Here is an 18,496-nt window from a genome sequence, read left to right on the forward strand (position 1 = left end):
ACGTAGAAGATTACCTGAAGCGGCAGGCCCCCGTCGAACCGGACTCCAGCATGCGGAGCCCGCTGAGCAGCCAGCGGGCTCCCCTGTCAGAACGGGAGGGGCCGGTCGTCGTCTCCGGGGACGAACGAGCCGATCTCGCGCAGCGCGTGCATCTTGTCGCGGCCGCGCTCGATGGAGGCCAGCGCACGCGTCAGGAACTGCTCGAAGTTGCCCAGCGCGGTGTCGACGTACTCGTCGACCTCCTCGCGCAGGCGCTGCGCCTCGGCACGGGCCTCGCCGACGATGCGCGAGCCCTCGTGCTCGGACGAGACGGTGATCTCGTTCACCGAGACGAGCCGGGCGTGTTCCTGCTCACCCTCGTGGATGATGCGGTCCGCCTCGCGCCGCCCGGCGTCGAGGATCTTGTCCCGCTCCTCCAGCAGGGCGGCGGCCCGCCGCAGCTCACCGGGCAACTCTGCCCGGAGCTGGTCCAGCGCGCCGATCAGCTCACCGCGGTCGACCATGCAGTTACGCGACATCGGCACCGATCGCGCGGCTTCCACCAGCGCGATGATGTCGTCAATCCGGTCGAGTGGGTCCACCGACGGTCACTCCTTGTCCAGCGTTGTTGTCCACACCATGATGCGTCCCCCGTCCACCCGTGTGGCAGACCGGGGACCCCTGCGGCGCGTCGCCGCGACGGACCTGCGGTTCAGCCGGTCCCGGTGTCCCGGTACTTCTCCAGCAGACGCCGTTCCACCAGCTCCGGCACGAAGGAGGAGACCTCGCCGCCCCACTTGGCGATCTCCTTGACGAGGCTGGACGCCACGAACGAGTACAGCGGGTTGGTCGGCATGAACAGGGTCTCCACCCCGGACAGGCCGATGTTCATCTGCGCCATCTGCAGCTCGTAGTCGAAGTCGCTGACCGCGCGGATGCCCTTGACCACGACCTGGGCGTCGTTGTCGCGGCAGTAGTCGACCAGCAGCCCCCGGAACGACTCGATCCGCACGTTGGGCAGGTTCTTGGTGACCTCGCGCAGAATCTCGATGCGCTCCTCGATGGAGAACAGCCCCTGCTTCGTCTGGTTCACCAGCACCGCGACGATCACCTCGTCGAACAGGCGCGACGACCGATCGATGATGTCCAGATGCCCCCGGGTGACCGGATCGAAGGATCCGGGACAGACCGCACGCCTCACTAGCTGCTCACCCTTCCGGTAAGACCGCTCCGCCACTCTGCGCAACGGCGCGACCGTACCAAAGGGCGGTCTCCCCGTAGCGGCGGCCGCGTTCGCCAGTGATGCCCTGCACCCAGGTGGGTTCCGGGGAGCGGCTGGAGCGCTCCACGACCAGCACGGCGTCCTCGGCGAGCCAGCCGTGGCCGGCCAGCCCCGACAGCACCGCGGCGAGGTCCTCCTCGCTCAGCGCGTACGGCGGATCGGCGAACACGACGTCGTAGGCCCCGTCGGCCGGGCCGCCGGCCAGCACCGTCGTCGCCTTGCCGGCCGCCACCCGGGCCGCGGCTCCCGCGCCCAGCGTGGCGATGTTCTCCCGGATCACCCGGATGGCCTTGGCGTCGGACTCCACCAGCAGCACGTGCGACGCGCCGCGGGACAGGGCCTCCAGGCCGACCGCGCCGGAGCCCGCGAACAGGTCCAGCACCCGCGCGCCGCTCAGGTCCGTCATGGCCTCCAGGGCCGAGAACAGCGCCTCGCGTACGCGGTCGGAGGTGGGCCGGGTGTCGCGGCCGGTCGGGGCATGAAGCCGTCGCCCGCCGTACCGGCCGGCCACAATCCTGGTCACGATCACGACGCTACGGCATGGGCGCGGGCGGCTGATCGTCGTCTGCTCGTCGGTCGCTCGGTGACGCTGGTTCACCTGTTCATGCGCGCAGCGCCACCGAGATATGGATCGTCACGCGAATGCGATAACGATTCGGCAACGGTTCCTTTAACTGCTCTCTGAGCACTTCGTACCCCCGATGGAGCTTCACTAGGGTCAGGCGGTCGCTTCACAGCTTCACCCTCGTCCCACACACCCCGAACTGGAGCACGTGTGAAGAGCCCCATCCTGCGCCGCCTCGCGGCATACTCCGGCAGTGTGCTGCTCGGCCTCGCGGGCGTCGCCGTTCTGGCCAGCCCCGCCCAGGCGCACCACACCACGATCACCGCGAAGGCGAAGTGCACGCCGAACGAGTGGATCATCACTTGGACGGTCGAGAACTGGGACACCAAGCTGACCGCCGTGATCGACGTCGTGGACGACAAGTCGTCGCCCGACAGCGCCATCACCAACATCGTCGACGGCGCCACCCTGCCGGGCAAGGCCAACGGCAAGCTCGGCAAGATCGTCGGCGAGCAGCGCACCGGCCTCGACACCACCACCGCCGACCTGACCGTCTTCGGCAAGTGGTCCAACGGCGTCACCCAGACCAACGCGGGCCACATCGCGCTCGACAAGTCCGAGTGCGGCAACTACAAGGCCGACCTCACCGGTCAGGCCGCGTGTGACACCGAGACCGGCAACTGGAAGGTCTCCTGGTCGGCGATCAACAAGCACTACACCGACCCGGCCAAGGTCACGATCATCAACAAGGCCGAGAACCCGAACGACCCCAAGTTCTCCGCCATCGAGTACGGCACCGAGAACTGGGAGCCGCTGACCGACCTGGCCGGCGTCGTCGGCCTGCACGGCGGCGTCAGCATCCCGGGCGGCGGCACGGTCCAGGCCACCCAGGCGGTCCCGGGCAACGCCACCGCGGTGCGTCTGAAGATCCGCCTGAACTGGGAGGGCCAGCCGGGCGACACCCAGTCGCGCGTGGTCGCCTTCGAGGGCAGCTGCGTGAAGAACGCGCCGAAGCCGTCGGCCGTGTTCGCCTCGGACTGCACCGGCGTCGCCACCGTCACCCTGATGAACGCCAAGGACGCCACCAAGGCGGCGGTGTTCGAGGTCAAGGGCGCGGGCGGCTTCACCACCGAGAAGATCACCATCCAGCCCGGTGAGGACCCGGTCAAGGTGACCGTGCCGAAGGCCGCCGCCACGGCGATCGAGGTCTTCGAGAACGGCGTCAAGATCGACGAGTACCAGGCCGAGGCCAAGGAGTGCCCGACGCCGACCCCGTCGGCTTCGCCCTCGGCCCCGCCGACCCTGCCCAAGACCGGCGCCAACGTCACCATCTTCGTGGTGTCCGGCCTGCTGCTGGTCGCGCTCGGCTTCGCGGTGTTCATGATGGCGCGCCGTCGCCGCCTGAACATGACCGAGGTCTGATCGTCCTGATCACCTGAAAGAAGGGGCGGGTCCGAACCGGACCCGCCCCTTCTTCGTCTCCCCTCCCACCCACCCACCCGCCTGCCCGCCCCACCCCTGCCGCAACTCTTAAAGAGTCGCGGCTTTGAGGGGGTCCGAATGCCGCGACTCTTTAAAAGTTGCGGCAGGTGGGTGGGTCGCCGCGGGACGCGGCGGGCCGCGGCGGCTGGGGAGGGCGGAGGGCGTCAGCCCTTCTGGAGGTATTCGGCGCGGTCGTCGTCGACGAGGCGGGCGATCTGGGCGGCCAGGAGCGGGTGGGCCGACAGGTCCGGGTCCTCGGCGAGGAGGGACTCGGCCTCGGCGCGGGCCTCGCCGATCAGGTCGCGGTCGCGCAGCAGGGAGAGCAGGCGCAGATGGGAGCGCCGGCCGGACTGGGCCGCGCCCAGCACGTCGCCCTCGCGGCGCTGCTCCAGGTCGAGTTCGGCCAGGCGGAAGCCGTCCAGGGTGGAGGCGACGGAGTCGAGCCGCTCGCGGGCCGGGGTGCCGGCCACGGCCTCGGTGACCAGCAGGCACAGGCCCGCGGCGCTGCCCCGGCCGACCCGGCCGCGCAACTGGTGCAACTGGGAGACGCCGAATCGGTCGGCGTCGAGGATGACCATCGCGGTCGCGTTGGGCACGTCCACCCCGACCTCGATCACGGTCGTGGCGACCAGCACGTCGAGCTGCCCGGCCGAGAACGAACGCATGACCGCGTCCTTCTCGTCGGCGGGCAGCTTGCCGTGCAGCACCCCGATCCGCAGCCCGCGCAGCGGGCCCTCGGCCAGCAGCGGGGCGACGTCCAGCACGGCGACCGGCGGACGGCGCTCGTCCTCGACGGCGTCGTCGGGCGGCGGGGTGTCGTCGTCGGTGCCGCTGTCACCGATACGCGGGCACACGACGTAAGCCTGATGGCCCTGCTGGACCTCCTCGACCACGCGCCGCCAGGCCCGATCGAGGAACGCGGGCTTCTCAGCGACGGGGACCACGTGCGAGGCGATCGGCGAGCGCCCGCCGGGCAGCTGCGAGAGCGTGGACACCTCCAGGTCGCCGTACACCGTCATGGCGACCGTGCGCGGGATCGGGGTCGCGGTCATGACCAGCACGTGCGGCGGCTGCTCGGCCTTGGCGCGCAGCGCGTCGCGCTGCTCGACGCCGAAGCGGTGCTGCTCGTCGACGACGACCAGGCCGAGGTCGGCGAAGTCGACGCCTTCGTACAGCAGCGCGTGGGTGCCGATGACCAGCCCGGCGCTGCCGTCGGCGACCTTGGCGAGCACCTTGCGCCGCGCCGCCGCCCCCTGCGAGCCGGTGACCAGGGCGACCTGGGTGCCGTTCGGGTCGCCGTCGAGTTCGTCGGCGCGTCCGGCGGGGCCGAGCATCCGGGTGATGCCCCGGTGGTGCTGGGTGGCCAGCACCTCGGTCGGCGCGAGCAGCGCGGCCTGCCCGCCCGCGTCGACCACCTGCAGCATGGCCCGCAGCGCGACCAGCGTCTTGCCCGCGCCGACCTCGCCCTGCAGCAGCCGGTGCATCGGGTGCGCGACGGCCAGGTCGGCGGCGATCTCCTCGCCGACGGCGAGCTGCCCGTCGGTGAGCGTGAACGGCAGCGCGGCGTCGAACCCGGCCAGCAGGCCGCCGTCACGCCGAGGCCGGGGTTTGGCGGGCCACGCCGCCGCGTCCCGTTTGCGCCGCACCAGCGTGAGCTGCACGGCGAAGGCCTCGTCCCAGGCCAGCCGGCGCTTGGCGATGTACAGCATCTCCTTGGACGACGGGCGGTGGATCTCGTGCAGCGCCGTGGCCAGGTCGATCAGTTTGCGCTCGGCGCGGATGCGGGACGGTGTCGCGTCCGGCGGCATGGTCACCGTGTCCAGCACGACCCGCACGCAGCGGGCGATCACCCAGGTCGGCACGGCCGCGGCGGCCGGGTACACCGGGATCAGCGCCCCGGCGAACTCCTCCACCTCGGCGGCCACCTCGCCGTCGGCGGCGCCTTGGTCGAGCAGCACGTACTCGGGGCTGTTGAGCTGGCGGCGGCCGCGGAAGTCGCTGACCTTGCCGGCGAACAGGCCCCACCGCCCGGGGCGCAGGTCGCGCTCGCGCCAGGCTTGCTGGAAGTACGTCAGCACGAGCTGCCCGCCGGCCCCGTCGCCGACGACGACCTCCAGCATGCTGCCGCGCCGCTGCCGCATCGGCCGGGTCGTGGTGCGTAGCACCTGGGCCAGCACGGTGACCTCTTCGCCGATCTCCAGCGTGCGCATGTCGGTGTGCTCGCCGCGCTGGTCGTAGCGCCGGGGCACGTGGTAGAGCAGATCCCCGGCCGTGTACAGGTCGAGGTGGGTCTTCAGCGCCTTGGCGGTCTTCTCCCCGACCAGTTTCGACAGGTCGGTGTCCACGTCAGCGGAGGTCATACCCGATCCTCTCCCGGCCCTGTGACAGGCCGGCCCTCACTCGACGCCCACCAGCAGCGGGTAGTGCGGCTGGCCGCCCGGGTACGCGTGCACCTCGACGAACGGCCAGCGGGTGGCCACGTGCGCGGTCACCGCCTCGACCAGGCCGTCCGGGGCCTGCGCGCCGGTGAGCAGGGTCACCAGCTCGCCGCCGCTGGCCAGCATCCGGTCGAGCAGCCCGCAGCACACCGTGGTCAGATCGTCGCCGATCAGGTTGACCTCGCCCTCGACCAGGGCGATGACGTCGCCGGGGCGGCAGCGCCCGGCCACCGTCAGCGCGTCCCGGCTGGCCGTGGTGACCTCCGCCGAGCGGCACGCGCCGGCCGCCTCGGCCATCGCGATCACGTCGTCCTCGAACCGGCGGGAGTGGTCACGCACGGCCAGCGCCGCCATGGCCTGCACCGGCGAGCGGGTGGGCACCACGCGCACCTTGACGCCCTCGCCGAACGCCTCCTCGGCCGCGGCCTGGCACACCGCGCGCAGGTTGGAGTCGGTGGGCAGCACCGCGACGCGGCCCGCGCCGGTGGCGAGGATCGCGTCGAGCACCTCCGCGGTGGACGGGTTGCCGCCGATCGCCACCGCACCCTCGGCGATGAGCAGCTCCTCGATGCCGTCCCCGGCCGCGGTGACGACCACCGCACGCGCCGTGGGGTCGGGCCGCCGCGGCGCGCCCTCCGCGGTCGCGCTGGTCAGGTGCGTGATCTGGATCTGGTACGGCCGCCCGGCCGCGAGCCCCGCCTCCAGCGCCGCGCCCGCGTCGTCCACGTGCACGTGCACCCGCCAGGTCGGCGCGCCGCCGACGATGACCAGCGAGTCCCCCAGCCGGTCCAGCGCGCCCCGCAGCTCGGCGATCTCCGCCGCCCCGGTGTCGATCAGGAACTGCACCTCGTACGCGGGCCCGCGGTAGGTCAGCGCCGCCGAGCCGTGGCCGTGCCCGGCGTGACCGTGGTCATGCCCGTGCTCGCCGACGTATGCCGCCGCACCGTCGACCTCGCTCTCGTCGTGCTCGCCGGTCAGCGCCTCCAGCAGCGCCTCCAGCAGCAGCACCAGTCCCTGCCCGCCCGCGTCGACCACCCCGGCGGCGGCCAGCACCGGCAACTGCTCCGGCGTACGGGCCAGCGCGTCCCGCGCGCCCAGCACCGCCGCGCGTACGGCCGCGGGCTCGTCGGAGCCCTGATGCGCGGCCTCGGCGGCGGCCCGCGCCACGGTGAGGATGGTGCCCTCGACCGGCCTGGCCACCGCGGCGTACGCCGACTTGGCCGCCGCGTCGAGCGCAGCGGCCAGCCCGTCGCCGTCCACGGCGTCGGCCAGGCCCGCGAGCCACTGCGCGCTGATGACGCCCGAGTTGCCGCGCGCGCCCAGCAGCGCGCCGCGGGCCATGGTGCGCAGCACCGCTCCCGTCGACAGCGCGTCCGTCAGCGCACCGCCCACCGCCTGCTCCGCCGCGGACAGCGTCAGCAGCAGGTTGGTGCCGGTGTCGCCGTCGGGCACCGGATACACGTTCAGCTGGTTCAGCGCCTGCTCATGCCTGCTCAAACCGGCCACGGCCAGCGAACTCCAGCGTCTGACCGCCGCGATGTCCAGGACCTCCAGCACGGGCGCAAGCCTATCGGTGCCGCACCCGGTTCTCGCGTCGGGCGTGGTGGACGGTAAAGTCATGTCAGCCGTCGCACGGGTCGGATACGACCGGGCGGCTCCGCCCCGATTGGGCACGTGCCCTGCGCGTCAGGTACCCTGGCAAAGTTCCCGGCACAGTGACGCTTGGTCGGGTAGTTGATCAAGACGAACTCAGGAGTATTCCGTGGCTAGCGTGTGCGACGTCTGTGGCAAGGGACCGGGCTTCGGTCACAACGTGCCGTGGTCGAAGAAGAAGACCAACCGCCGCTGGAACCCGAACATCCAGACGGTGCGTACCCCCGCCGGTGGCGGCACCTCCCGCAAGGTCCAGGCCTGCACCTCCTGCCTGAAGGCCGGCAAGGTCGCCCGCGCCTGACGCGAACTTTCACGAAAGCCGCCGAGCACCGCTCGGCGGCTTTTGTCATGCCCGAAACACCCACACCCGCCGCACAGACCTACCGTCCGCCCCACTCCACCCTGCCGCGCGCGCCGCCTCCCCACTGACCGGGCCTTCCTGGGCGGCACCCTGCCTGTGCCCAGATGCGGCGCTGGGCACCGTCGACCGTTGCGAATGACGTCTCGCGCAGTAGCGATCGCCCTGTCTCGGGGCTGAGCAGCAGACGCGTTCCCACTTTCATGTCCGCAAACCAGGACATACGGTCGATCGGTAACCGATAATGGAGCGGTCCAGTGTTCCTGTCGGAGTATTGGAGCAGCCATGGCCGGGCCGATCGTCGATCCTGTGCGGATCACTCGGACCGCGAAGCCGGGCGAGACGGTGAGTCAGGACTTTCTCGTCAGGGTCGTTCCCAGCGGCACGGTGACAGGCTCGATCTCCGGTGGCGGTGGGGTCATCCGGCTCCGCGAGATCCGGGCGGTCGCCGAGCGGCTCGTGCCGTTGACCGACGAGGAGATCGACCAGCTTCCAGCCCACCTGCGCGAAGAAGTCCGGGCGATGGGCGGTGCGGTGTCCTTCACCGAGGTCGGCAAGGTGGGTGCGAACGCACCGCTGAGTATCACTCCGGATCTGATCGTCGAAGGCGCGGTGGAGTTCGTCGTGCCGGCTGCCGGGGCGCCATCCCGAGTGGATGCCGTGCTCATCCTCCTCGCCACCGGCGCGAGTTGGGAGCGGGTCGAGATTCCGGTCAGTCTCGTGGTCGGCGGCGTGGGGTTCGAGTTTCTCAGCAGTCCCGTCGTCGTCCACCGGAATCAGGAAGTGCTGGTGCCGGTCCGCGTCACGTTGCCTCCAGGCAATTCAGCCGCGCAGCTCACCTTCGACCTTCCCCATCGACACGTCGACGTGCCGAAACAATCTGTGAGCATCCCGGCCGACGGCAGCGCGACCACCTCCATCCGGATGAAAGCCAATGGCGACGCACCCCTGGGTGAGGTGCCCGCCGCGATCGACATTCTGGGTGTGGAGCCGAATCGGCCGGTGAGATTTCCGTTCACCTTCCTCGTCAAGCCGTTCTCCGCCCTGGTCGAGGCGGCTCAGGCGATCGAGGACAAAGTCGCCATCACCAGCCAGGGGCCTCCGGGGCCGCGGTCACCGGTGTCCGACGTCCAAGACGCCGGCAACGGCGGCTTTCTCCGGCGATACACGAGCGGCACCGTCTACTGGCACGAGCAGACCGGGGCGCGGTGGGTCTCCGGGGCGATTCTCGACCGGTACCACGCCGTCGGAGGCCCCGCAGGACTGCTCGGATACCCACTAAGCGACGAAAGCCCGATCTTTGGTATCGTCGGTCGATTCAATACGTTTCAGCACGGATCAATCTATTTCTCTCCGCAGAGCGGTGCCCATGAGATTCATGGCAAGGTACGTGAGCGCTGGTTCCAACTCGGTCAGGAACGCAGTTATCTGGGACTTCCAGTAACGGACGAGATGGAGTGGACCGACCCGGACACGTCTCAACCAGGACGTATCAGCCACTTCGAGCGAGGTGCGATCGGCTGGCTCGATGAGGAAGAACAACCGGTGGAGTTCCCCGAACGGCGGGTCTTCAGGTCAGGCCATATCGGTACGTCATCTGTCGGCGGCTTCGCACAGCTGACCCTGACCAGCGCCGGATCATTCCACTACCGGGGGCATCTGCACAACAGTGGCTTCGTGGGGCTGGACTGCGTCGTGGGCTCGGTCATCAAGATCCCCGGGACTGAACAGGCGATCGCCGTGAGTCACCAGGCCGGCGTGGGCGGCACCACCTCGGTGGATGGCCGCGACGAGGACTGGGACGAGAACGGCTTCAACTCGGCGATTCGCCTGAACTGGGACAGGCTCAGGAGCGCAAACTCGATGACAACACGGGTCGACGCGCAACTGGCGACATTGGAGCTGGTTGCGATCCTGGTACCCCTGATCGGGGCCGTCACCCTGGCAGCGCTCCTGGCGGGAGACGCCGAGCCGACGGGGTACCGCTGCGAGTACACGGAAGGTGTGCATGTCCTCAAAGACGGCAACAACCGCACGATTGTCGAACCCGATGGTGTGCGCTGCCGACCTCGCGAATAGCCGCGCCGGCATGGAGACCCTGACGACGTCCTAACCGGGTGCGGTTCTACGGAATGGCAGCGCCCGGCGGGGCCGCCCACGTCATCGCGCGCAGCATGCGTGCGGCCGGCTACCGGCAGGTCACACCGTACGGTGCGGCCGCCCTGCACTGCCAGGAGCTCGATCCCGCGTTGGTCGTCGACCCGTCGGTGATCGAGCTGCGCTGCTTCGACGACACCGGCGCGGTCGTCCGCCTACCGCACCGCGCCCCGCCAGCGTCTCGGGGCAGCCGGTGCGACCGGATCGGGCTCGAAGGTCCGCTCAGAGCGTGCGGCCGTAGGAGCGGCAGCCGGGCTCGTCGCGGTAGTGGCCGAAGTTCGCGATCAGCTGGTAGCCGATGGCCTGGTACATGGCCATGGCCTCGGGCTGGGCGGTGCCGGCCTCCAGGATCGCGCGGACCCGGCCGTGCGAGCGCGCGTCTGCCTCCAGCGCCGCCATGATCGCCTTGCCGACGCCCTTGCCGCGCACCGTGGCCGAGGTGTAGACGCGCTTGATCTCGGCGATCTCCTCCGAGCCGGCCCAGCTGCGCCAGCCGCCGCAGCCGACGGGCGAGCCGTCGAGGTATGCCACGAAGAAGCCGCCGTCGGGCGGGTCGAACTCGACGGCCTCGATCGGGGTCGCGTCGGCGTCGCCGTAACGTTCGGCCAGGTCGGCCATGAGTTCGGCGATCAGTTTTCGGGCCACCGACCCGCCGTAGCGAGTCGGTTTGATCTCAATCTCGGTCACGGCGCAGAGGATACTGCGCATGCCCGCTATGCCCGGAAGTGGTCCCACCCCTTCGGGCCGTACCACGGCCGGTTGTCGAGCGTCACCGTGCTGCCCTCGACCACCTCGCCGATCACGTGCCAGCCCTCGGGCAGCGCCACGTCCGCGGGGAACGTCGCGGCCAGCGCGTGATCGTCGCCACCGGCCAGCAGCCACTGGTACGGGTCCACGCCCAGCGCGAGCGCCGCGTCGCGCATCTGCTCCGGCACCTTGAACGCGCTGCGGTGCAGGTTGACGCCGACCTTGCTGGCCTGCGCGATGTGTCCGAGATCCGCGATCAGCCCGTCCGACACGTCGATCATCGAGGTCGCCCCGGCCCGCCCCGCCGCCGGCCCGAGGGCGTACGGCACCACCGGCCGCCGGTACGCCTCGACCAAGATCTTCGGGGTGCGGAAGCCGCGCGACAGCACCGTGTAACCGGCCGCCGCGAAGCCGACCCGGCCCGCCAGCGCGACCACGTCCCCGACCCGGGCCCCCGACCGCAGCACCGGCGGCAGTCCGTGCAGGTCGCCGAGCGCGGTCACGGCGATGGTCAGCGTGGGGCTCGCGGTCATGTCCCCGCCGACGACGCTCGCGCCGACCAGCGCGGCCTCGGTGGCCAGCCCGTCGGAGAGCTGTTCGGCCCAGGCCACGTCCAGGTCCGGCGGCGCGCACAGGCCCACCAGCAGCGCCGTCGCGGTGGCGCCCATCGCGGCGATGTCGGCGAGGTTGGCGGCGGCGGCACGGCGGCCGATGTCCTCGGCCTCGGCCCAGTCACGCCGGAAGTGCCGGCCCTCGACGAGCACGTCCGTAGAGGCGACGACCCGCCCGTCCGAGGCGATGACCAGGGCCGCGTCGTCGCCCGGCCCGACGATGGTGGCCGGGCCGGTCCCCAGCCGCGCCACCACCCGCTCGATCAGCCCGAACTCCCCCGTCCGCGCGATGCTCATGCCTTCTCCTCGCTGCGCTCGTCGGCCGCATGAGCTCTCGTCGACACGATTCGCTCGCAAGGCTCGCTCATGCTGCCCCGATTTCCTCGCTGCGCCCGCTCACATTGGCTTCCTTACTCACCCTTGCGCCTCCTGCCGCAGCCTGTGCACCCTCAGTGAGGTACTTTCACAGGCGGCACGTGTGAAGGAGTCGTCCGTGGTCCACGCTTACATCCTGATTCAGACGTCGGTCGGCAAGTCCGTCGACGTCTCCGCGGCCATCGGCGATATCCAGGGTGTCACCCGGGTGGACGCGGTGACCGGCCCGTACGACGTGATCGCCATGGTCGAGGCGAACACCGTCGACGAGCTGGGCAAACTGGTGCTGTCACAGATCCAGTTGATACCCAACATCACCCGCACCCTGACGTGCCCCATCATCCACCTATGAGTAACGACCAGACGGCACGGTCGGGCCGAGCGTCCGCCAAGACGATCGCGACCGTGGTCGCGCTGCCGCTCGCGCTCTTGGCCGGGTTCGGATTCTTCCAGGCCATGCGCCCGCCGGCCGAGCCCGCACCGTTGCCCAGCGTCGCGGCGGGCCCGCAGGTGATGCCCACCACGCCGGTGACGGTGGCCGCGCCCGCCCTGACCGAGCGGCAGGCCACGGTGTGCCGCGCGCTGCTGTCGCAGCTGCCCGACCAGGTGCGCGACCTGCCGCGCCGCGCCGTCAGCGCGGGCCCCGAGCAGAACGCGGCGTACGGCGATCCGGCGCTGACCGTGGCCTGCGGCGGCCCGGCCCCGAGCTTCGCCCCCACCGACGACGTGTACACGCTGGACGGCGTGTGCTGGCACAAGGGCGACGGCGCGTGGACGACGGTCGACCGCGAGGTGCCCGTCCGGGTGACCGTGCCGGCCGCGTACGACACGCCCGGCCAGTGGGTCATCAACTTCTCCAAGACCCTGCTCGCCACCGTGCCGCACGCCGAACGCATCCCCGTAGGCTGCGGCACCCGCGCCTAATGCAGGCCGGTTCCCCGGCGCTGGGCGGTGCGGATCAGGCGGGAGACGAGCTTCGGGTAGTCGAGGCCGCTGGCCGCCCACATCCGGGGGAACATGCTGGTCGAGGTGAAGCCCGGCATGGTGTTGATCTCGTTGAGGTAGACCTTCAGGTCCTCGGTGACGAAGAAGTCGACCCGGGCCAGGCCCGCGCAGTCCAGCGCGGTGAACGTGCGCACGGCCAGCTCCTGCACCTCGGCCGCGATCTCGGCGGGCAGGTTCGCGGGCAGGTCGTACTCGCAGTCCTCGCCGAGGTACTTCGCCTCGAAGTCGTAGAACTCGTGCCCGCCGGCGACCACCCGCACCTCGGCCAGCACCGACGCCTCGGCACTGCCACCTGCCTCGCTCTCCAGCACGCCGCACTCGACCTCGCGGCCGACGATGCCCGACTCGACGAGCACCTTCGGGTCGACGGCCCGCGCCTTGGCCAGCGCCGCGTCGAGCTGATCCCAGCTGCTGACCTTGGTGATGCCGAACGAGGACCCGGCCCGCGACGGCTTCACGAACACCGGCAGGCCCAGCCGCTCCTTGTCGGCCTCGGACAGCTCCTGGCCGTTGCGCAGCACCGCGTACGGCCCGACCGGAATGCCCTCGGCCGCGGCGAGCTTCTTGGTGAACTCCTTGTCCATGGCGGCCGCGGAGGCGAACACGTTGGCCCCGACGTACGGGATGCCCGCCATCTCCAGCAGCCCCTGGATGGTGCCGTCCTCGCCGTACGCTCCGTGCAGCGCGGGAAAGACCACGTCGACCCCGGCCAGTGCGGCGGCGCCCTCGGCGGGCTCCAGCACGACCAGCTCGTGGCTGGTCGGGTCGGCGGGCAGCACGATGGCCTGCCCGGAGGCGGCGGTGATCTCGGGCAGGCTGCGGCCTTCGATGGCCAGCTGCGCCGGGTCGCCCGAGGTGAGCACCCAGCGGCCCTCCTTCGTGATGCCGACGGGCACGACCTCGAACTCCGCCGGGTCGAGCGCGGCCAGGATGCTGCCGGCGCTGACGCAGGAGATGGCGTGCTCGGTGCTCCGTCCGCCGAAGACGACGGCGACACGGGTCTTACGCTGGCTGCTTTCACTCACGCGGCTGACCCTACCGTGCGTTGTGGTGATCCGGTGAAGAGCACGTCGCACCGCACCCCAGGGTGGCGCTACCCTCTCGGAGCGTGACCCCTCAGGCGCGCCTGCGGCGCATCCGGTACTGGCTCGTCTTCTTCATCATCGGCCTCGTGCTCAGCGGTGTGACGGCGTTTCCCCTACTCACCGAGCTGCGCTGGCTGGACGGCCTGCTGCGCGAGGCCTGGGTGCCCGCTCCGGCGGCGCTGGTCGAGTTCATCGGCACGGTCCGCGCCGGGGCGGAGACCGCCGACCGCGACTTCCCGTTCCTGGCGTACGGCACGGACTGGCTGGCCTTCGCCCACCTGGTGATCGCGATGGCGTTCTACGGCCCGCTGCGCGACCCGGTCCGCAACCTCTGGGTGATCCACTGGGGCATGCTGTGCTGCGTCGCGGTGGTCCCGCTGGCGCTGATCGCCGCCCCGATCCGCGGCCTGCCCTGGTGGTGGATCCCGATCGACATCTCGTTCGGCCTGTTCGGCATCATCCCGCTGCTGATCGTGCGCCGCCACATCCTGGCCCTGGCCGCGGCCGAAGCCGCCCCCGCCCCGGTGTCGTCGCCGGCCTCGGCCTGACCCTGGGCACATCCGCCTCCACGGCATTTGCTCTGCACCCATTCGCTTGCTCTGCACCCATGGACGCAACGTTGCGCGGGCGGGTGCAGAGCAAGCTTTTGGGTGCAGAGCAAATGCGTTCGGAAGCAGTGCCCCCGCCAGCGGCGGACCCAGGCCGGATCCCGCCGCCTGCGGACCCGGGTCAGAGCTTCGCGGCGGTGTCCAGGGCCTGGGTGAGGTCGGCGAGCAGGTCCTCGGTGTCCTCGACGCCGCAGGAGAAGCGCACGAAGCCCGGCGGCACGCTGTCGCCCCACTGGTGGCGGCGGTCGGCGCTGGAGTGCAGGCCGCCGAAGCTGGTGGCCGCGGCCACCAGCGCCGACGCGCGCAGGAACGCCGCGACGTGCTCGGCCGAGGGCAGCTCGAAGGAGACCAGCCCGGGGATGATGCGCATCTGGCGCTTGGCCAGGTCGCTGTCACCGGCCCAGCGCACGTTGTCGGCCAGCGGGTGCTCCCGCAGCAGGTGCGCGACCGCGGCCCCGCTGGCGGACTGCTGCCGCAGCCGCAGGGCGAGGGTGCCCATGGAGCGGCGAGCCAGCCAGCAGTCGAACGGGCTGGGCACCGCGCCGCCCAGGGTGCGGAACTGCCGCATCGCGTCGAGCAGGTCGGCCGAGTTCGTGGCCGCATACCCGAGCAGCATGTCGGAGTGCCCGGCCAGCGCCTTCGTGCCGGACGCGACGACCACGTCGGCGCCGAGCTCCAGGGGCCGCTGGCTGAGCGGGGTGGCGGTGGTGTTGTCCACGGCCACCAGCGCCCCGGCGGCGTGCGCGGCCCGCGCGACCTCGGCGATGTCGACCAGGTCGAGACCCGGGTTGGCCGGGGTCTCCAGCAGCACCAGCCGGACGCCCTCGAACGACGGGTACGGCCCCGCCGTGGGCGCCTCCACCGTGGTCACGCCGAGCTGAGCCAGTGTGGACGCGGCGAACGAACGGACGTTGTAGTACCCGTCCGAGGGGATCATCAGGGTGTCGCCCGAGCGCAGCACCGACAGCAGCAGGGCGGTGATGGCCGCCTGGCCGCTGGCGAAGGCCAGGCAGTCGCCGCCCTCCAGCTCCCCGATCGCGCTCTCCAGCAGGCGCCGGGTGGGGTTGTCGCCCCGCCCGTACCCGTCGACGCCGGGCGTGTAGCCCTCGGGGTCGAGGTGGTAGGGAGCGGCGAACACGGGGCCGGGCAGCATCGGTGCTCCCGGGACGGGGTCGGGTATGCCTGCATGAAGGGAACGGGTGCTGTCCCCGTACTGCGTTGTCATGCAGAGAACGTAACCCCTGCTCACTCCGCCTTGGTCGAGCGGGACATCAGGGCCGCGACGGCGACCTTGGGATCGACGCCCTCGTGGCAGACCCGCTCCACCTGCTCGGTGATCGGCATCTCGACCCCGTGCGAACGGGCCAGGTCCCGGACGGCCAGGCAGCTCTTGACGCCCTCGGCGGTGTACTTCGTCGCCGCCTGCGCCTGCTCCAGGGTCTTGCCCCGGCCGAGGTGCTCGCCGAAGGTGCGGTTGCGCGACAGCGGCGACATGCAGGTGCCGACGAGGTCGCCGAGGCCGGCCAGGCCGGAGAAGGTCAGCGGGTCCGCGCCCAGCGCGACGCCCAGCCGCGCGGTCTCGGCCAGTCCGCGGGTGATCAGCGTCGCCTTGGTGTTGTCGCCCAGCCCCATGGCGTGCGCGATGCCGAACGCCAGCGCGATCACGTTCTTGACCGCACCGCCCAGCTCGCACCCCACCACGTCGTCGTTGGTGTACGGCCGGAAGTAGGGCGTGGTGATGGCGTGCTGCACCCGGGTGGCCCGGTCGATGTCGGTGCAGGCGACGACGGTCGCGGCCGGCTGCTCCAGCGCGATCTCGCCGGCCAGGTTCGGGCCGCTGACCACGGCGACACGGTCCGGCGCGACCCGCGCGGCCTCGACGATGACCTGGCTCATCCGCTGGGTGGTGCCCAGCTCGATGCCCTTCATCAGCGACACCAGCGTGGAGTCGGCGGTCAGGTCGGCGGCCCAGTCGCCGAGGTTGACCCGCAGCGTCTGCGACGGCACCGCGAGCACGACCAGGTCCGCGCCCTTGATCGCCTCGGTCGCGGACGCGGTGGCGGTCACCCGCTCGCCCAGCGGGGTGGTCTCCAGGTATTCCGGGTTGCGGCCGGTGTCGCGGATGGCGGCGGCGATCTCCGGACGGCGCGCCCACAGCACCACGTCGTTGCCCGCGTCGCCGAGGATCTTCGCGAACGCGGTGCCCCAGGAGCCCGCGCCGAGCACGGCCGCCCTCATCGGGCGCCCTCCACGGTCGCCGTGTCGCCGCCGGCGCCGTTCCTGGCCGTTGGGCTCCAGATCGGCGGGGCCTGGCCACCGCGGATCTCGGCGAGCAGGTCGCGCAGCCGGATCATGACCGCGTCGGTCATCTCGTTGAGCACCGCCGCGCTCGGCTCGGCTCCGGCCCACTTCGACAGGTCGACCGGCGGACCGGCCCACAGCGACACCGGAATCTTCGGCATGAGCCGGACCTTCTTGGTACGCGGGTCGAAGATCTTCTCCGGGCCCCAGGTCGCGATCGGGATGACGGGAGCGCCCGTGGCCAGCGCCAGCCGGGCCACGCCGGTCTTGCCCCGCATCGGCCACAGGTCGGGTTCCTTGGTGGTGGTGCCCTCCGGGTAGATGACGACCGCGCCGCCGGCCCGCACCGCCTCGACCGCGGCGTCGAGCGCCTTGACCGCGTCGGACGTGCCCCGGTGCACCGGGATCTGGCGGCACCAGTACAGGATCTTCCCGGCGAGGGGGATCCGGAAGACGCTCTCCTTGCCCAGGAACTGCGGCCAGCGGCCGGAGTCGTAGACGTAGTGCGCGGTGGTGAACGGGTCCGCGTGCGACACGTGGTTGACCGCGAGGATCACGCCGCCCTCGGCGGGGATGTGCTCCCAGCCGCGCCAGTCCCGCTTGGTCAGCGCGATCAGCGGTGGCTTGACCAAGCACACCGCGAACCGCGACCAGAAGCCCAGCCTGCGCCGTGCCAACGAAGCCTCCCTGTCCTCCACCCGTTCACATGCCCGCGTCAGGGTGTCCGTAACGCCGCCCGCGAGTGAACCCTCACGGATCATGGTGCGCCCCCGGGCGTTCCGCCACGCCCCGGGCTGCCCGGCCCGTCGCTGCCGCGACGCTCCGTCATGCCTCCATGTTCAGCGCATCATGCCATGTCCGTCCGGGTGACGGCCTCAGCCGCCGGAGGCTGCCACCCCGCCGGCCGACCGGACGGGCTGCCAGAATGGCCGAGTGTACGCACCCGGAGTCACCGTGCTGGTGCCGCTGAAGCCGCTGGCCGAGGCGAAGAGCCGGCTGCGCGGCGCGGCCGCCGGGCACGAGGACCTGGTGCTGGACCTGGCCCGCGCCACCGTGTCCGCCGCGCTGGCCGCCGACGGGGTGGCACAGGTCCTGGTCGTGACGCGGGATCGGCGGGCCGCCGCGGCCTTGCGCGAGTGCGGGGCGGGCCTGCTCGCCGACGAGGGCCGGGACCTGAACGACACGCTGCGGCGGGCTGCGGCCGTGGCGACCGGCCGAGGCGACGGATCGGGGCGGGCCGCAGACCGCGGGTCCGCCGGGGGCGTGCCGCTGGTGGCGGCCCTACCCGCCGACGTGCCGGCTCTGCGACCGGCGGAACTCGCCCAGGCGCTGGCCGCGGCCGCCGGACGACGCGCGTTCGTGCCCGACGCGGCCGGTCTCGGCACGGTGCTGCTGGTGGCCGCACCCGGCGACCCGCTCGACCCGCGGTTCGGCCCCGGGTCGGCCGCCGCGCACGAGCACTCCGGTGCGATACGCCTGGCCGGGGCATGGCCCACGCTGCGCCGCGACGTCGACACCGCCGACGATCTCGCCGTGGTGCGGGCCTGGGGGGTGCTCCGCGCGGACGTGACCGCGTAGCGTGAACGGCATGCAGGGCACCGTCGCGACATTCGACCCCGAGACCCGGACCGGCTCGCTGCTGCTCGACGACGGCACCCCGGTGACCTTCGACCGGTCCGCGTTCGACGCCTCCGGGCTGCGGCTGCTACGCCTGGGTCAGCGGGTGCGGCTGGAGCACGACGGCGAGGGCCGGTTGCGCCGGATCGCCATACCCACGATGCCCTGATCCGTGCCGGGTGCGGCCCGCGTCCGGTTGCCGGGGTTCCGCCATCGCCACGCTTAGCCGAGTT

Annotated in this window: 19 protein-coding genes; 8 read left to right on the forward strand and 11 right to left on the reverse strand. The window is 71.5% G+C overall.

Translation table 11 applies throughout. The annotated features are described in order from the left end of the window. Window positions 1-86: 86 nt before the first annotated feature. From ACFQO7_RS16530 to rsmD, 3 genes are all read right to left on the reverse strand, one after another. Window positions 87-581: an ATP synthase subunit B family protein gene (locus tag ACFQO7_RS16530; RefSeq protein WP_360520473.1), complete on the reverse strand. Its 495-nt coding sequence runs from the start codon at window positions 579-581 to the stop codon at window positions 87-89. Between the two features lie 110 nt (window positions 582-691). Next, window positions 692-1,180 carry a pantetheine-phosphate adenylyltransferase gene (gene coaD, locus ACFQO7_RS16535; RefSeq protein WP_376807140.1) on the reverse strand — a complete coding sequence of 163 codons (489 nt, stop codon included), beginning with the start codon at window positions 1,178-1,180 and terminating at the stop codon, window positions 692-694. A 7-nt stretch (window positions 1,181-1,187) separates the two neighbouring features. Beyond that, window positions 1,188-1,820 (reverse strand): 16S rRNA (guanine(966)-N(2))-methyltransferase RsmD, encoded by a 633-nt coding sequence (gene rsmD / locus ACFQO7_RS16540; protein WP_376807171.1) that lies wholly within the window; start codon window positions 1,818-1,820, stop codon window positions 1,188-1,190. A gap of 216 nt (window positions 1,821-2,036) precedes the next feature. On the opposite strand from rsmD, the gene ACFQO7_RS16545 reads away from it, so the two are divergent. After that, window positions 2,037-3,248 (forward strand): LPXTG cell wall anchor domain-containing protein, encoded by a 1,212-nt coding sequence (locus ACFQO7_RS16545; RefSeq protein ID WP_376807141.1) that lies wholly within the window; start codon window positions 2,037-2,039, stop codon window positions 3,246-3,248. A gap of 224 nt (window positions 3,249-3,472) precedes the next feature. On the opposite strand, the gene recG is transcribed toward ACFQO7_RS16545, so the two are convergent. Then, window positions 3,473-5,668 (reverse strand): ATP-dependent DNA helicase RecG, encoded by a 2,196-nt coding sequence (gene recG, locus ACFQO7_RS16550; RefSeq protein WP_376807142.1) that lies wholly within the window; start codon window positions 5,666-5,668, stop codon window positions 3,473-3,475. 36 nt (window positions 5,669-5,704) lie between these two features. Beyond that, entirely contained in the window at window positions 5,705-7,303 is a 1,599-nt protein-coding gene (locus tag ACFQO7_RS16555; protein WP_376807143.1) for a DAK2 domain-containing protein, read from the reverse strand. Window positions 7,304-7,508: 205 nt separating this feature from the next. Between ACFQO7_RS16555 and rpmB the strand changes: the two genes are divergently transcribed. Then, window positions 7,509-7,700: a 50S ribosomal protein L28 gene (gene rpmB, locus ACFQO7_RS16560; protein ID WP_203694308.1), complete on the forward strand. Its 192-nt coding sequence runs from the start codon at window positions 7,509-7,511 to the stop codon at window positions 7,698-7,700. Window positions 7,701-8,042: 342 nt separating this feature from the next. Further along, the gene (locus ACFQO7_RS16565) at window positions 8,043-9,836 is read left to right on the forward strand and encodes an LGFP repeat-containing protein (RefSeq protein WP_376807144.1); all 1,794 of its coding nucleotides are present in this window, start codon (window positions 8,043-8,045) and stop codon (window positions 9,834-9,836) included. 300 nt (window positions 9,837-10,136) lie between these two features. Here ACFQO7_RS16565 and ACFQO7_RS16570 read toward each other — a convergent pair whose 3' ends face one another. Together ACFQO7_RS16570 and ACFQO7_RS16575 are read right to left on the reverse strand one after the other, a co-directional pair. After that, window positions 10,137-10,601 (reverse strand): GNAT family N-acetyltransferase, encoded by a 465-nt coding sequence (locus ACFQO7_RS16570; RefSeq protein ID WP_376807145.1) that lies wholly within the window; start codon window positions 10,599-10,601, stop codon window positions 10,137-10,139. A gap of 26 nt (window positions 10,602-10,627) precedes the next feature. Further along, complete coding sequence (locus ACFQO7_RS16575; RefSeq protein WP_361042974.1) at window positions 10,628-11,569, reverse strand: thiamine-phosphate kinase; 942 nt, start codon at window positions 11,567-11,569, stop codon at window positions 10,628-10,630. A 196-nt stretch (window positions 11,570-11,765) separates the two neighbouring features. Between ACFQO7_RS16575 and ACFQO7_RS16580 the strand changes: the two genes are divergently transcribed. After that, window positions 11,766-11,999 (forward strand): Lrp/AsnC ligand binding domain-containing protein, encoded by a 234-nt coding sequence (locus ACFQO7_RS16580; RefSeq protein WP_360520497.1) that lies wholly within the window; start codon window positions 11,766-11,768, stop codon window positions 11,997-11,999. Continuing rightward, the gene (locus ACFQO7_RS16585; protein ID WP_376807146.1) at window positions 11,996-12,571 is read left to right on the forward strand and encodes a DUF3515 domain-containing protein; all 576 of its coding nucleotides are present in this window, start codon (window positions 11,996-11,998) and stop codon (window positions 12,569-12,571) included. Before ACFQO7_RS16580 ends, ACFQO7_RS16585 begins: the two co-directional genes overlap by 4 nt. On the opposite strand, the gene ACFQO7_RS16590 is transcribed toward ACFQO7_RS16585, so the two are convergent. Beyond that, window positions 12,568-13,677 (reverse strand): D-alanine--D-alanine ligase family protein, encoded by a 1,110-nt coding sequence (locus tag ACFQO7_RS16590; protein ID WP_376807147.1) that lies wholly within the window; start codon window positions 13,675-13,677, stop codon window positions 12,568-12,570. The two genes, ACFQO7_RS16585 and ACFQO7_RS16590, sit on opposite strands and share 4 nt — an antisense overlap. A gap of 83 nt (window positions 13,678-13,760) precedes the next feature. Between ACFQO7_RS16590 and ACFQO7_RS16595 the strand changes: the two genes are divergently transcribed. After that, window positions 13,761-14,285, forward strand: a complete 525-nt coding sequence (locus ACFQO7_RS16595; RefSeq protein WP_376807148.1) for a hypothetical protein — start codon at window positions 13,761-13,763, stop codon at window positions 14,283-14,285. A gap of 181 nt (window positions 14,286-14,466) precedes the next feature. Here the strand turns inward: ACFQO7_RS16595 and ACFQO7_RS16600 are convergent, their stop codons facing one another. The 3 genes from ACFQO7_RS16600 to ACFQO7_RS16610 are packed head-to-tail and all read right to left on the reverse strand — an operon-like array spanning window position 14,467 to window position 17,323. After that, a complete protein-coding gene (locus ACFQO7_RS16600; protein ID WP_376807149.1) occupies window positions 14,467-15,570 on the reverse strand; it encodes a cystathionine gamma-lyase in 1,104 nt (367 codons plus the stop codon). 20 nt (window positions 15,571-15,590) lie between these two features. Continuing rightward, entirely contained in the window at window positions 15,591-16,583 is a 993-nt protein-coding gene (locus tag ACFQO7_RS16605; RefSeq protein WP_360520512.1) for an NAD(P)H-dependent glycerol-3-phosphate dehydrogenase, read from the reverse strand. Further along, window positions 16,580-17,323, reverse strand: coding sequence for a lysophospholipid acyltransferase family protein (locus tag ACFQO7_RS16610; RefSeq protein WP_376807150.1), 744 nt, complete (start codon window positions 17,321-17,323; stop codon window positions 16,580-16,582). The genes ACFQO7_RS16605 and ACFQO7_RS16610 overlap by 4 nt, the downstream gene beginning before the upstream one ends. Before the next feature lie 256 nt (window positions 17,324-17,579). Between ACFQO7_RS16610 and cofC the strand changes: the two genes are divergently transcribed. Continuing rightward, the gene (gene cofC / locus ACFQO7_RS16615) at window positions 17,580-18,224 is read left to right on the forward strand and encodes a 2-phospho-L-lactate guanylyltransferase (RefSeq protein WP_376807151.1); all 645 of its coding nucleotides are present in this window, start codon (window positions 17,580-17,582) and stop codon (window positions 18,222-18,224) included. A 10-nt stretch (window positions 18,225-18,234) separates the two neighbouring features. Beyond that, the gene (locus tag ACFQO7_RS16620; protein WP_376807152.1) at window positions 18,235-18,432 is read left to right on the forward strand and encodes a cold-shock protein; all 198 of its coding nucleotides are present in this window, start codon (window positions 18,235-18,237) and stop codon (window positions 18,430-18,432) included. Window positions 18,433-18,496: the final 64 nt, after the last annotated feature.

The organism is Catellatospora aurea, assembly GCF_042663325.1.
Classification (GTDB): Bacteria; Actinomycetota; Actinomycetes; order Mycobacteriales; family Micromonosporaceae; genus Catellatospora; species Catellatospora aurea.

Bases quoted from the DNA above. Each gene is read 5' to 3' on its own strand.
- recG (WP_376807142.1), bottom strand. From the start codon at position 5,668: ATGACCTCCGCTGACGTGGACACCGACCTGTCGAAACTGGTCGGGGAG.
- ACFQO7_RS16565 (WP_376807144.1), top strand. From the start codon at position 8,043: ATGGCCGGGCCGATCGTCGATCCTGTGCGGATCACTCGGACCGCGAAG.
- ACFQO7_RS16620 (WP_376807152.1), top strand. From the start codon at position 18,235: ATGCAGGGCACCGTCGCGACATTCGACCCCGAGACCCGGACCGGCTCG.
- ACFQO7_RS16585 (WP_376807146.1), top strand. From the start codon at position 11,996: ATGAGTAACGACCAGACGGCACGGTCGGGCCGAGCGTCCGCCAAGACG.
- ACFQO7_RS16605 (WP_360520512.1), bottom strand. From the start codon at position 16,583: ATGAGGGCGGCCGTGCTCGGCGCGGGCTCCTGGGGCACCGCGTTCGCG.
- ACFQO7_RS16575 (WP_361042974.1), bottom strand. From the start codon at position 11,569: ATGAGCATCGCGCGGACGGGGGAGTTCGGGCTGATCGAGCGGGTGGTG.
- ACFQO7_RS16600 (WP_376807149.1), bottom strand. From the start codon at position 15,570: ATGACAACGCAGTACGGGGACAGCACCCGTTCCCTTCATGCAGGCATA.